General features: G+C 30.2%; 14 protein-coding genes. 3 read left to right on the top strand and 11 right to left on the bottom strand.

Annotation, left to right across the window (positions count from 1 at the left end; all coding sequences use genetic code 11):
• Positions 1-21: 21 nt before the first annotated feature.
• The 5 genes from L3J35_03425 to L3J35_03405 form a co-directional block, all read right to left on the bottom strand.
• A complete protein-coding gene (locus tag L3J35_03425; protein MCF6365232.1) occupies positions 22-630 on the bottom strand; it encodes a 3'-5' exonuclease domain-containing protein 2 in 609 nt (202 codons plus the stop codon).
• Positions 631-638: 8 nt separating this feature from the next.
• Positions 639-1,562 carry an ankyrin repeat domain-containing protein gene (locus tag L3J35_03420; protein ID MCF6365231.1) on the bottom strand — a complete coding sequence of 308 codons (924 nt, stop codon included), beginning with the start codon at positions 1,560-1,562 and terminating at the stop codon, positions 639-641.
• 75 nt (positions 1,563-1,637) lie between these two features.
• Positions 1,638-2,501 (bottom strand): hypothetical protein, encoded by an 864-nt coding sequence (locus L3J35_03415; GenBank protein ID MCF6365230.1) that lies wholly within the window; start codon positions 2,499-2,501, stop codon positions 1,638-1,640.
• 21 nt (positions 2,502-2,522) lie between these two features.
• Positions 2,523-3,179: a hypothetical protein gene (locus L3J35_03410; GenBank protein ID MCF6365229.1), complete on the bottom strand. Its 657-nt coding sequence runs from the start codon at positions 3,177-3,179 to the stop codon at positions 2,523-2,525.
• A gap of 45 nt (positions 3,180-3,224) precedes the next feature.
• Complete coding sequence (locus tag L3J35_03405; protein MCF6365228.1) at positions 3,225-5,312, bottom strand: HDIG domain-containing protein; 2,088 nt, start codon at positions 5,310-5,312, stop codon at positions 3,225-3,227.
• A gap of 229 nt (positions 5,313-5,541) precedes the next feature.
• Here L3J35_03405 and L3J35_03400 point away from each other — a divergent pair, with 229 nt between their 5' ends.
• Positions 5,542-5,907, top strand: coding sequence for a PUR family DNA/RNA-binding protein (locus tag L3J35_03400; GenBank protein ID MCF6365227.1), 366 nt, complete (start codon positions 5,542-5,544; stop codon positions 5,905-5,907).
• A 155-nt stretch (positions 5,908-6,062) separates the two neighbouring features.
• On the top strand, positions 6,063-6,500 hold the full coding sequence (locus L3J35_03395) for a DUF1987 domain-containing protein (protein MCF6365226.1): 438 nt from the start codon (positions 6,063-6,065) through the stop codon (positions 6,498-6,500).
• A gap of 100 nt (positions 6,501-6,600) precedes the next feature.
• On the opposite strand, the gene buk is transcribed toward L3J35_03395, so the two are convergent.
• The gene (gene buk / locus L3J35_03390) at positions 6,601-8,574 is read right to left on the bottom strand and encodes a butyrate kinase (protein ID MCF6365225.1); all 1,974 of its coding nucleotides are present in this window, start codon (positions 8,572-8,574) and stop codon (positions 6,601-6,603) included.
• A gap of 37 nt (positions 8,575-8,611) precedes the next feature.
• Positions 8,612-9,226 carry a lysoplasmalogenase gene (locus L3J35_03385; GenBank protein ID MCF6365224.1) on the bottom strand — a complete coding sequence of 205 codons (615 nt, stop codon included), beginning with the start codon at positions 9,224-9,226 and terminating at the stop codon, positions 8,612-8,614.
• Positions 9,227-9,356: 130 nt separating this feature from the next.
• On the opposite strand from L3J35_03385, the gene L3J35_03380 reads away from it, so the two are divergent.
• Positions 9,357-9,539 carry a hypothetical protein gene (locus tag L3J35_03380; protein MCF6365223.1) on the top strand — a complete coding sequence of 61 codons (183 nt, stop codon included), beginning with the start codon at positions 9,357-9,359 and terminating at the stop codon, positions 9,537-9,539.
• Between the two features lie 96 nt (positions 9,540-9,635).
• On the opposite strand, the gene rpe is transcribed toward L3J35_03380, so the two are convergent.
• The 4 genes from rpe to L3J35_03360 all read right to left on the bottom strand — a co-directional run bounded on the left by rpe (position 9,636) and on the right by L3J35_03360 (position 13,890).
• On the bottom strand, positions 9,636-10,298 hold the full coding sequence (rpe, locus tag L3J35_03375; protein MCF6365222.1) for a ribulose-phosphate 3-epimerase: 663 nt from the start codon (positions 10,296-10,298) through the stop codon (positions 9,636-9,638).
• A 12-nt stretch (positions 10,299-10,310) separates the two neighbouring features.
• The gene (gene tkt, locus L3J35_03370) at positions 10,311-12,293 is read right to left on the bottom strand and encodes a transketolase (protein MCF6365221.1); all 1,983 of its coding nucleotides are present in this window, start codon (positions 12,291-12,293) and stop codon (positions 10,311-10,313) included.
• A gap of 154 nt (positions 12,294-12,447) precedes the next feature.
• Positions 12,448-13,200: a DUF4476 domain-containing protein gene (locus L3J35_03365; GenBank protein MCF6365220.1), complete on the bottom strand. Its 753-nt coding sequence runs from the start codon at positions 13,198-13,200 to the stop codon at positions 12,448-12,450.
• 63 nt (positions 13,201-13,263) lie between these two features.
• Complete coding sequence (locus L3J35_03360; protein ID MCF6365219.1) at positions 13,264-13,890, bottom strand: hypothetical protein; 627 nt, start codon at positions 13,888-13,890, stop codon at positions 13,264-13,266.
• Positions 13,891-14,103 lie beyond the last annotated feature (213 nt).

The raw sequence follows: 14,103 nt of genomic DNA, 5'->3' as shown, positions 1-14,103 counted from the left end.
AATTTTGAAACTGAAGACCTTTTAAAGATTAAACTGAATATTTAAATCTGTTCCGTTTAGCCCCGAAAGTTTTTTATAAATTTCGTAAGAAACCCAGGCATCTGTTGCAGCATATCTTAACTGCGTATCAGTCAGGGTATTATTGTCCCAATTTGTAAGTCTTGCTCCTTTTGATATTCTGAAACCCAGTACATTTCCCGTAATCTTTTTTAATCCGTTATCTTCTATCCCGAATCCGTCAACATATTTTTGAAGTTCTATAAAAGCTCCCGGAGAAAACTTGTTAAGTTTTTGCAATGCTTTAATATCATCTTTTATTGCAACACCTGTTTTAATTATATTTGTATTTGACAGTATTTCTGATAATTCAGGAGGAAGACCTGTTTCATGCAGGCGAAATAAATATGCTCTGTTGTTTGTTGCAAGTTGCAGTAATGAAACTTTATGAAATACGCCTTTTTTAAAAGCAGGACGAGTTTCGGTATCAAACCCGAGAATTGCTTGCTTTTTTAAATCAATAATTGCTTTATGCATACTTTTATTGTTATCAATAAGGTATATTTCTCCTTCAAAACTTCTTACAGGAAGTTCATTTAATATTTCTTTCGGTATTTTATTGTAATAATTCAATTTTTGGTTTATTTATTTTCGAAAATTTCTTTTGAAATATCTTTTACGGCGAAATTAAGTTTTTCTCTGAAAAAACCTACAGACATTTTTGATTTTTTGACCGGGTGTTTATATTCTTCACAAAATAAATCTATTATTTCATCATTTTCTGTAAAAGCCGCTATATCACATGTTGTTATTTTTTTTGATATTTGCCGGTCTTTATTTAATGCCTTTTGCATTAAATATTCAACAATTTCTTTGTGTTCTTTCCAAACAGCAAAATCTAATGCTGTTAGATTTTCGGAATTAATTGCATTAATATCTGATTCTTTCTCAATTAAAAATTTTACGGCATCTATTTTTCCTTCTTGTGCAGAAATCATTAAAGGAGTAAAACCTTTATTGTCTGCAAAATTAAAATCTGCATAAAAATCATACAGAACTTGTAAAATTTCAACATCACCGTAATATGCAGCAATCATTGCAGCATTTGTTCCGAATGAATTTGAGCGTTCTGTATTTGCATTATATTCACATAGATACGAAGCAACAAGCGGATATCCGAAAGCAGCGGCATACATCAAAGGTGTCATTTCTGCATTGTCAGAAATATCCGGATTTGCATTATTTTTTAAAAGGAGTTCTACGATTTCCGGATAATTTCTTTTTGTTGCAGATAAAAGTGCCGTTGTTTTGTTTTCGGGAATAATATTTACATCGGCTTTGTAATCTATTAATAATTTGCATAAGTAAAGATTTCCTGTGTCTGCCGCATACATTAACGGACTTACATTTTCGGAAGTTAATTCATTCGGATTTTTTCCGGCTTTAAGAAGATAAAATACTTTTTTTTCATCTTTATCAAAAACTGCATCAATGAGGTTCGGCTCTTGTTGTGCCGAGAGCATTTTGAGACTTAATAAAAATATTATTACAAGATAATGTTTCATATATTTCCGTAATAAAAACAACCCTGACAGGTATGTCTGTAATTGCCAGGGTTTATTTTAAACTATAAGATAGATTTACAATTCATTCAAAGCTTCAAAATCAGATTTCAGAAACTTATTGGGGTTTCGTTTCCCTTTTACTCTGTGATAATCAAAATAATAAATTTCTGCATTGTTTGCACTTAAAATCATTTTTGTAACAACTGTTCCTTTTACAGCTCGTTTGGGAGCTACCATGTGTAAAACTAAAATATTTTCATTTTTACTGTCAATTGCTTCTTGTATTTCTTCTTTGCTTACAAATTTAACATCTCCGGAATATACTTCTTTTATTGCAGAAATTGTTTTTACATCTTCTGCCATTTCATTTTTCAGCAGGTATAAAGTTTTTTCTTTTGTGCTTTTTTTACTTTTCTTATAGTGATTAATCAGAGCTTTGTCTTCAATATCAGGATTATCTTTTAACCATTTAACGTGATTTTGCATAAATATTAAAGCCAAACCGAGTTTATAATGATATTGATCATAATCTACATCGCTGTATGCCAACGGTAATGTAATAATATCAGGCATTGTGTTTATATTGCCGCCTGATCTTCCGAGAACAAGACTTAAAGAAGTGAATATTCCTAAATCTTCTTGTCCTTCAAAATGAGATTCTGTTTGAATAATCATTGAAGCCGTAGGCACATATCTTTTTTTATTGTAATCATCTTTATTAATTATGGCATAATCAGTAATTTTCCAGTGTTTTTTTGCTGCATCAGCTATTGCGGAGTTATACATTCCGAAAAGGTTATTATCTTGAACAAAATAAGTTCTGGAATCTAAAAAAGTATTTACTTGTTTAGAGGTAGGCAGCATTTGTTGCGAATAAAGTGATACACTTAATAATATTGCTGAAATTATCAGGCTGAAAGATTTCATTTTCATTTTCATTTTCGTTTTAGTTTAATAAAATTATTTCGGGAAATAAATCGGATGTTTTTGGTTATATTTCCTGACATATAAAAATTGTAACTTTTTCTTCTTTCTTTTACTTAATTTGCTGAATTCTTCATATAAATCTTGATCTTTAGAGATTAATAATTCAACAGATTTATAATTAAAATCATAAATCTTACCTGTTTCAAAATCAAGAAGATATTGCATCAGTACAGTTTTCGTACTATAGGGGTTGTTATATCTGTTATAGGAATTATACCTGTAAGGGTCATACTCTATATATGTTTTATTTGCAATAAAATGACTTATGTTGCCGAAAACAGGTATTCTGTTGTATTCATCATTTAAATTAATATATAAAACTCCTTTATTGCTGAAACCCCATATTTTTTCTGTTTTAATTTTCCTGTTTACACCTAAATTATCATAAACTGTAATTATTTTTTCTTCTAATAAACGGTCGAAAAAATCAAAGCTGTTATAATCAATATTTGTTACAATTTGTGATTTTTTTATCGGATTATTTTCTTTTACCTGTATGAAACTTTCAAAAATACCGTCTTTAAATTTAAAAGAATTAGAATATTTCACATAACCTTCGGGTGTATTATTGTCTTGAGCAGAAATATTTATGCTTAAAAATGCAATCAGTATTATTAACAGTTGTTTCATTTATTAAATATAACGAAAAAAATTAAAATCTATTTTAATAATTACTTATTCCGGATACACAACTCTTGTATGATATATGTTTTTCAATTTTGTTTTCAATAACTTTTTAACTTTATTTATTTCTGCAAAAGTTATATCAGCTTCTATTAATAAATTTTCCGAGATTTTACCGGTTACAATTTTTTCAATTAAATCGTCAATTGTTTTATCTGTATATTCGGGTAAACTTCTTGATGCTGCTTCAACCGAATCGACAATCATAACTATTGCAGTTTCTTTTGAATAAGGTAAAATCCCTTTGTGTTGAAATAAAGTTTCATCTATTTCTTCATCTTTATTTAATTCTTTATATTTATATAAAAACCAAGCAATTTTTGAATTTCCGTGATGTGTTGTAATAAAATCAGCAACTTCTTTTGGTAATGCGTATTTTTTTGCCATTTTCACTCCGTCTGTAACGTGTTTTTTAATTATTTCGGCACTTTTAAGCGGGCTTATTTTATCGTGTGGATTCTCAGAATGTTGATTCTCAATAAAAAAAGACGGATTATTCATTTTTCCGATATCATGATACATTGCTCCTGCTCTGACAAGCAAGGGGTTTGCTCCTATTTCTCTTGCTGCTTCTTCCGAGATATTAGCAACTTGAACTGTATGTTGAAATGTTCCGGGTGCTTTTTCGGCAAGTAATTTCAGCAGAGGTCTGTTAGTGTCGGAAAGTTCTATTAATGTAACATCGGATAAGAAACCGAATACTTTTTCAAAAAAGAAAATTAACGGATATGCAATTAATACTAAAACACTGCTTCCGGCAAACCATGCAATTTTTGTAAAATCAATTTTATTAATATCTCCTTCTTGTATTGTAGTTATTGCACTAAATAAAATAAAATATGTAATAAAAATTAATGCTGCTGTCCATAAAATTTGGCTTCGTCTGTTTAAGCGACTTACACCGGAAATTGCAACAAAGCCTGCAATAAACTGAATAAAGATATATTCAAAACCGTTAGCAGCGATATAACCTATTAATAATATTGTTACTATATGATGCAAAAAAGCCGTACGAGGTTTATAAAAAGTTGCTGTTATCAGAGGGAGTATCGTAACAGGGACAAGATATAAGTCTAGTATTTCATATTTAGAAACTGCTGCTGAACTTATAATAATTAAAATGGTTAAAAAGGGAAAATACAGTAATTTACGGTTATGATAGAAAATTTTTGAGTTATAAAAATAAAGATATAAAAATAATATTGAAAAGATAGCGGCAACTAAAATAAATTGTCCTACAAAAACTATTGCTCTGTCAGAATAAGAATCCTGTTCGGATAAATATTGTTTTTTTAATGATGTAAGAATTTGAAATTTGTCGTCATTTATTAATTGTCCTTGATATATTATTCTTTCTCCGGCTTGTATCATGCCTCTTACAGGAGAAATGTCATTTAGTAATTGCTCTTTTGTCTTCTGACTCATCTGATTATCATACAGGACATTGTATTCAACATATTTTGAAAAATCAATTTCGGGCATCGGAAAATTTGCATTTTTTATTAACTCAGAATATAAAGAGTTTAGTTCAAAATATGCTTTTTTCTGACTGAATAACTTGTCGTAGTCATGTAATTCTGCAACATTATTTTTTACGATATATATTTTTAAATCTTTTTTGTTAACAATTTCTTCGGCAGTTATCGGCTCAATAATTCCCTTCCGGTATATTGAAGTCAGTTTATTAATAATCTTTTGCTTTATTACATTTGAATTTTGTTGAATATTTGCAATTAAATTATCATCGGACAAGCCGGATGTTAATTTTTCGATTAAAATATCAAATTCGGAATTAAAAAGTTCTGTTTTTTTTATAGAAACATCTTCTTTAAACTTAAAATAGGGTTTTACATTTTCTAAAATACTGTCTTTCTCTTGCTCAATAATATCTTTGCTTTTATATACCGAAAAATCATATTCGGCAATTAAACTTTTATGTTTCCACGGTTCTCCTTTTTGGAATTCGTAAGAAAACTTATTACTTTCGGGAAACAAAAAAACTGTGATTAAAGATGCGGTGAAAAAAATCAGGATTTTAAAAATTATTTTAAACTTCTTCATCATTTTAAACTTCTGCATTGTACAATTATTTGTAAAAATAGGTATTGATTTTGAGAAATAAAAATGTAACAAATTTTAAAGTTAAAGAACATAATGTAAGACATTGATTATTTGACTATTGACTTAAAATAGCAAATAAAACATTAAATAACATTTGAATAATTATTTAAAAAAAGCAACAATTATATTTTTTTATTTAATTTTGCATTGAGCAGGAACTAATTACTAATTAAATTAAAAATTCAAGATGGACGAACAAATGACTGACGGAGCAAAGAAATTTAGGGAGAATATTTTTACGAGTTCAGTAAAAGCCGGAAAAAGAACCTACTATTTTGATGTTAAGGAAACGAAAAGCGGTGAACGATATATTACTGTTACCGAAAGAAAACGACGCTATAATGAAGACGGCAGTTACAAAGTGGAAAAACATAAGATTTTCTTATATAAAGAGGATTTTGACAAATTCGCCGATGCTTTAGATGATGTTATAGAATTTGTTGAAACAGGAAAAATGCCTGAAAAGAAAGAAGACGAAACAGAAGTTAAAGATAAAGCAGAAGAGATAAAAGATGAATTTACTGATGTTAAATTTGAAGATCTTGACGATTAGTTTATTTTTAGATTATATTATATGAATTAATGCGGGTTATATCCGCATTTTTTGCTTTAGATTATAATATTATTTTATTAACTTTGTATTTATTAAATTAAGTGATAATATTTATTATCAGAAATAATGCTCTCTAATCTAAATTAATTAAATTAATGGAAGCAATATATCTAAAGCCTAAAGATTTATCTCCGGGTATATCATTAGATAAAGATTCCGACAAATTCCAATTGTACGGAATATCCTGCCCGCCTAACGCATTTGAATTTTACGAACCTGTTTTTAAGTGGTTTGAGGAATACAAAAAAGATCCGCTGGAACTTACAGTATTTGATTTAAATTTCAGTTATTTTAACACATCTTCAGCAAAGTTTCTGTTAATTTTCATGAATAAATTGGGAGAACTTACAGAACACGGTTTTGAAGTTAAAATACGTTGGCTTTACAGTGAAGATGATGAAGATATGAGAGAAGAAGGAGAAGAATTTGAAGATTTGGTTGATTATGATATTGATTTTGAATACATTCCTGTAAATAGTGATAATTTTGAGACTGATGATGATTTTGAGAGTATCTTAAATGATACATTTTAGATTAATATTATCCTCACAATTACAGCGGTAAGGTTTTAAATATTACTCGTATCAGATATGAATAATTCAGAGTAATAGTATTTTGAATGCTTTGTGAGTTTTACACAAACTCTTTATTCTCAAACTTATCAAAAGTATTAAACAGATTTAATTTTTGTGCAGTTTTTCTGTTCACAAAAAGTTTTGCTTTTGACGGCTTTGCGACTCTTGATTTTATAAAGTTTTTATCCAAAATATCCAATGCAATTTTTACAGAACTTTCAGTTATAACATCCCAAGGAATAACATAGCCGGATAATCCGCCTCTTAAAACTGTATCTTCTAACATACACAGTGTAGGGAAGTTATCGGTTATTATACTTAACTGCTCATAACCCGATGCTGCAATAACGGTGCTTGTACCTATATAAACCCATTCAACTTCTTTTCGTTTAAAATATGCCTTTGCTTTTCCGAAATCTTCAACTTCTTGTATTTCATAGCTGAATAATTTTATTCCTGCTTTTTTAGTATATTCAAGTATGTCATCATATTGAATTTCTGCCTGCAGTTCTCCTCTTCGGTATATTACACCTATTTTTTTCAGGTCTTTTTTAATTTTTAAAACCGTATTTTTAAATTGTTCGTCAATTTCAGGAGCATAACAAGTTGCATAATAATTTTTATTGTGTTCTTGTTCAAAATCGGCAATTATTGCCGAACTGTAAATTCCGGTAAAAACAACAGGGATATCATCATTTTTAAGATACTGACCTATTCGCATACTAATCGGCGAACCTATTGCAAAAATTAAATCAACTTTTTCGTTCTTGAAATTTTCAATTGCATACATAACCTTTTCTTCGTCACGTTTACAATTCTCATATTTTATTTGCAGATTATTATCACGTTCTTTCCGGAAAATATAACCTGCTTTTTTAAATTTCTCTTCAATAACATTAATAGATTTTACATACACTTCCAAATTATCCCAATATAATATTCCTATTTTTTTAATATCTTGTGTATAATGCTTGGCTCTCTCCTCTCCTTTTAAAACTCTCAATGCTCCTTGTGCTAATGCCTCTAATTCAGATTCTCCCGGATAAATAATCGTTTCGCAAATAAATCCTACTCTCTCTTTTATCCAACTTGTCAACATCTCAGAATTAGCCAAACCGCCTGTTAAAACAATTGCATCAATTTTTCCTTTTAAATTAGTTGCTCGTTTCCCTATTTCTTCCGCAATTTGATATGCCATTGCTTCATAAACTAATTTATACTTTTCGGAACCTGCATTAATCATTTTCTCAACATCTCTCGCATCATTAGTATTAAAATATGAAACTAATCCGCCTTTTCCGACAACCATTTTTTTTAGCTCTGCTTCGGAATATTTACCCGATTGGCTTTGTTTAAGAAATTTAAATAACGGCAAACTTCCGCTTCGTTCAGGGGAAAACGGACCTTCATATAAACCGTGATTCACATTTACGGCTTTTCCTTTTTTTAGGGCTGCAACCGTTATTCCGCCGCCGAGATGTGCAATAATTAGGTTTAAATCAGTTATTTTTTTCTTAACATTTTGAGCATATTCACGTGCAGTTGCAAAAATATTTAGTGCATGAAGAAGTGATGAACGTTCAAAGTCTTTATGTCCCGATATTCTGGCAATTTCTTCTAAATCATCAACTGCAGGCGGATCAACAATGTATGAAGGAATTGAATATTCCCAACCTATGCTGTATGCTATTACACAACCAAGATTTGAAGCATGTTGTCCTTGAAATCCGCAACGAGCATCATTAATCATATCTTGGTCAACATAGTAAGTTCCGCTCGGTATCGGTTTTATCAAACCTCCTCTGCCTACAACTGCATCTAAGACAGAAATATCAAATTGTTTTTTTTCAAGTTCATTAATAATTTCTTCTTTTCTGAATGAATATTGTTCCCAAATATCAGCAAATTGCTCTAATTGCTTCGGACCGTGATGAATATTAACTTCAAAAAGAAGTTCTTCATTTTTAAAAACACCTATTTTTGTAGATGTTGAACCCGGATTTATAGTGAGAATATGGTAAATTTTCATCATTAATATTATCTGCTTTAATTATTTGTTATTACAATTATTAAGCCTTTGTTGTTGATTTATAGATTAAAAATTGTGCTGACCAATACAGAATAATAGTAATTATTTTTGAATAATCATAATCTTGAACGAATTTAGTAAGTGCTATATTAGAATCTGAAATCGCAAATAATATTGCTCCTGCAAAAGCGTATATTGCAAATTTATTATGTTTCCTTTGCAAATATGCTCTCCATACCATTGTCATTATCACAAAAATATAAACCAAAACAGGAATTGACATATTACCTAAATACGGATAAAACAGATATGCTAAGATACCTGCAATTACATAAAAAGGCACTGAGCTAATTATTTTCAAAGATTTAAATCTGTTGCTAAAAGCAATTATATAGAAAACATGAGCAATTAAGAATGCAGCTAAACCAAAAATAAATTTATCAACAACTTTCATTAAGAAAATATCTCCTGCTAATGAAAATATAAACCCAATAAGAATAATTTTTCGGTATTTTGAGTTTGGCTTCAGAATAAACAAAAGAATAATTAACGGAACAGGTTTTGTAATTGTTCGTAACAAATCATCTTCAGTATATACGGCATAGCAAAAAAGCAATGCAGCAAAAACAAATAAAACATTTAATATCTTTTTCATGCTAATAAATTTAAACTGCAAAATTAAGCTATTTTATTTCTATGTAAAAACTTATGTTAAATGTAAAAAATAATTTTCTGCTTAACCGGAATTAAATATATTTGCATCTTTTAAACCTTAATATAAAAAAATGGAAAATACTGAACATACATGTATTGTTTGTAAAAGAGATGAAAATGAAGTTCCTTTAATAATGATGAAATATAAAGGAAATGATTTAAGAATTTGTCCGCAACATATTCCGGTATTAATACACGACCCGCAAAAATTAGTCGGATTAGTGGAAGGTGCTGAAAACTTTACTGCGGGTTAGTTTTTTTCAGTCATCGGATGAAACTATAATTATGCGAATTAGTATAAATATTTTTATCCGATGACTTACTAAATTGATATATTTTTATTAGTCAAATTATTTTAATATTTCAATCATATCTGAAATCATCTGTTTCGGATTATCAGCTTTAAAAATTCCCGAACCGGAAACAAAAATATCACATCCGGCATTTGAAACTTCTCTTATATTATCAATTTTAATTCCGCCGTCAACTTCTACTTCAATATGTGTCGCATCATGTTTGCTCAACATAGTTTTTAATTTACGAAGTTTATTCAAAGTATTCGGGATAAAACTTTGTCCGCCGAAGCCCGGATTAACCGACATGATTAAAATTAGATCAATATCATTCAAAACATTTTCTAAAACAGAAACAGGTGTATGCGGATTTAATGATACGCCGGCTTTTACTCCTTTTGCTTTTATTTGTTGAATTACACGATGTAAATGATTGTCGGCTTCTGCATGAACGGTTAAATAGTCTGCACCGGCATCAATAAATGCATTCACATATTTGCCCGGATTTTCAATCATTAAATGAACATCAAGCGGAATTGTTGCAACTTTATTAATCGCATTAACGACAAAAGGACCGAAAGTTATATTCGGCACAAAATGCCCGTCCATAACATCAAGATGTAGTAAATGAGCTCCCCCTTCTTCTAACATTTTTATATCTCTTTCAAGATTAGAAAAATCAGCAGATAAAAGAGACGGGGCTATTTTTTTTTGTTTCATTATAAATTTTAACTATTTCAACATTTCTTTTGCTGTTTTCACAAGATTTTCAACAGTTATTCCGTAATTCTCATAAAGCTCTTCAAAAGGAGCAGATGCGCCGAATTTATTAATTCCCAATACTTTCCCTTCTAAGCCTACATATTTATACCACGACATATCAGATCCTGCTTCTATTGCAATTCTTTTTGTTTGTTTTTTCGGCAGTACTTTTTCTTTATATTCATTTGATTGTTTATCAAAAATCTCTGTAGAAAGAAATGAAACAACACTAACTTCAATACCGTCTTGAACTAAGATATCTTTTGCTTTCAGTGCAATTTCAACTTCCGAACCGCTTGCCATAAATATTAAATCGGCATTATAGTCTTCGCTTAAAAGATAAGCACCTTTATAAGCATTTTTAACATCGGCATAACCTCTTGCACCTCTTTCAACGGTTTTTAAAGATTGCCTTGTCAGTACCAGTGAAGTCGGACCGTCTGTTCTTTTTATTGCAATATCCCAGGCAACGGCTGTCTCGTTTGCATCCATCGGTCTTAAATTCACCATGTTAGGAATTGCTCTTAGCGAAGACAGGTGTTCAACGGGTTGATGTGTAGGCCCGTCTTCTCCCAAACCTATCGAATCGTGCGTAAACACATAAATAACTCTTATTCCCATCAAAGCTGCCATACGAATTGCAGAACGCATATAATCAGAAAAGACAAAAAATGTTCCGCCGTAAGGAATTAAACCGCCATGCAAAGCTATTCCGTTCATAATTGCTGCCATACCGAATTCTCTGATTCCGTAATGAATATATTGCCCCGAATTATTTACCGAACTGAATGCAAATTGTCCTTTTGCTTGTGTTTTATTTGACGGGGTTAAATCTGCCGACCCTCCGATTAAATTAGAAATTTGTTTAGTTATTTCATCAAGAACTTTACCTGATGATGCTCTTGTTGCAAACTTTGTATCGGCATCGAATTTCGGCACGTCATAAGGTAATAATTCGTTGTTAATTATTTTTTTAAGTTCAATTGCGGCATCTTTATTATCATTAAAATAAATATCAAATTCTTTATTCCAATTATTTTCGCTTTCGGCTCCTTTTTTTGCTTTTGTTTCAGTAAATTCATAAACTTCATCGGGAACATAGAAATCTTTTTGAGGTATTCCCAAATTTTCTTTTGTAAGTTTTATTTCTTCTTCTCCGAGAGGTGAGCCGTGAACGGAAGATGTTCCTGCTTTATTCGGACTTCCGAAACCGATGGTTGTTTTACAAATAATTATTGAAGGTTTGTCTGTGTTTTGTTTTGCATTTTCAAGAGCGGAATAGATTTCTTTATAATTGTGCCCGTCTATTTTTTGAATATGCCAATTGTATGATTCAAATCTTTTTTCAATATCTTCCGAAAATGAAAGTTTAGTTTCTCCGTCAATTGTTATGTTATTTGAATCATATAACAAAATTAATTTTCCTAATTTATTATGCCCTGCAAACGAGCATGCTTCATGTGAAACTCCTTCCTGTAAATCGCCGTCACCTGCCATAACATAGGTAGAATGATTAATGATTTCTGTATTTGTATTGTATTTTGAAGCTAAAATCACTTCTGCCAAAGCCATTCCTGCGGCATTTGCAATGCCTTGCCCCAAGGGGCCGGTTGTTGTTTCCACTCCCTGCGTGTCTTGCAATTCGGGATGTCCGGGTGTTTTACTGTGCCATTGCCTGAATGCTTTAATATCATCCATACTCAAATCGTAGCCGTAAAGATGCAACAAGCTGTATAAGAGCATACTTCCGTGTCCTCCTGATAAAACAAAACGGTCTCTGTTAAACCAATCGGGATTTTTTGGATTAAACTCTAAAAATTCGTTAAATAAAACGGTTGCAACATCTGCCATTCCCATAGGAAGCCCGGGATGACCGGAATTTGCTTTCTGAATTGCATCTATTGATAATGCTCTGATAGTGTTTGCCGTGCTTTTTATTAATTCAATATTCATATAAATCTTTTGTTAAATTTTCAACAAAAATAAACTATTAGATGATAATATGAATAAGAATTGAATAATTTTTATTTTAGGTATTTCAAAAAATAATCCGATGACTCAGAAGTGCCGTCGGACTATTATTAAATGAATTTAGAACAAGAACTATTTACCATCTGTCATTATTACCTCTGTTATAGTCGTCCCAATCATCATCGTAATAATCTGATTGAAAACCGCCGATGTAATTATCCAGTTCTCTGATACTGCTGCTGAATGAAAATGCATCATTTACCAAATAATAGTTTCTTTTATCAACACAATGTCTGTACGCAAACTTAGCCAGTTTTAATTTTGTTGATTCGAAACTGAACGACATTAATATTCTGTATATTTGATTTGCTTTTACTCTGTGAGTTGAAATCGCCTGCCTTGCAATTCTTAATTTATCGTTTTCAAAACTTGCATGCCTCATTGATGTTTGTAACCTGGGCAAATCTAACATCGGTTTATTATAATATCCGTTATTGTTATTATTGTTATTATAACCACTGCCATATCCTGCGATGTCAGTTACTCTTGTTATTTCAAATCTGTTATACCTGTTTATTCTTGCATATACGACAGATCTCGGCGGAATTTTAACACTTCCGTTGTAAACAATTCTATCACTTCCGTATCTTCCGTATCTTTTTTTAATAACTATGCGATGATTACCGGGTTTTATGTTTGATAATCTGAATAGCGAAGTTGGTGAATCATATATTCTTCTGTCAAAAATAACAACAAACATTGAGTTGTCGTACATTCTGAATTCAAGCTCTGAACCATTATTTAGCACATTTTGTCTTTGAGCTTCTGATTGTTTCGGCACTGCAATTAGTGCTGCGAACATTACGAGTGTAAAAATTAATTTTTTCATAGTTTCCTCCTTTTTTTGTTTGATTTAATATGAATAAATCAATTCGTATGCCAAAAAAATATTTTAATTTACAGTATCTGTTAATAAAGTTTGTATTGTATCTTTTATTTCAGATTTTGAACTGTCAACTTTCTCATAAACAGCTTTTATTCTGAAATCATCATTAAGTTTAAAAAAAGTTTTTATTTTTTCTTCAAGTTGATTTAATTTCATTAAACCTTCTTCGACAACCAAGTTACTTTTTCCTGAAAAAAATATTTGTCCCATAAAATAATCTTCATCTTTTCGTTTAAAAAAGATTGTATCTTTTTTTATTGAGATAAATGCTATTACAGGCTTTGTAACATAATATGCTGATATATTTTGTTTTTTTAAAGATGATATTGCACTTTTTGATTCTCGTTTAAACCTTTTAAACATAATATCAAATTCCCATTTTACATTGATATTTGAACTAAGAAGAAAGTTTTCATATTCTTCATCTGACATACTAAAAAAACATACACAGGGTTGTTTAATAAAATGAACTGACTCATTTAAGGAAATTGAACTTGTTTTTTGCATTGTATTGCCGGTTTCAGATACCGATTCGGGAATAATTTCATTATCGGATTGTTGTTCTGAGTTGCATGCAAACAGCAAAGCAAAAATAATTATAAATAAATATATATTAATGATGTGTAACTTCAATGCAAAAATTTTGAAACAAACTTAATGTATAAATTTCTGTTATCAAAACTTATAAGAATTTTTATTCAGATAAATATTAAAGCCTGTTAATTCTACTTTACGAAGTTAAAAAAATGCTCGAAATAATGAAAAAAAGTTGTTAGTTTGATTGTAAATTGTTAATTTAGAACAAATTATACAAGCTATTAATATCGCTGATTTTATTTGATAAAC

The sequence above is a fragment of the Bacteroidales bacterium genome (genome assembly GCA_021648725.1).
In the GTDB taxonomy this organism is placed as follows: domain Bacteria; phylum Bacteroidota; class Bacteroidia; order Bacteroidales; family JAADGE01; genus JAADGE01.
This window is presented reverse-complemented; position numbering and strand designations above follow the sequence as displayed.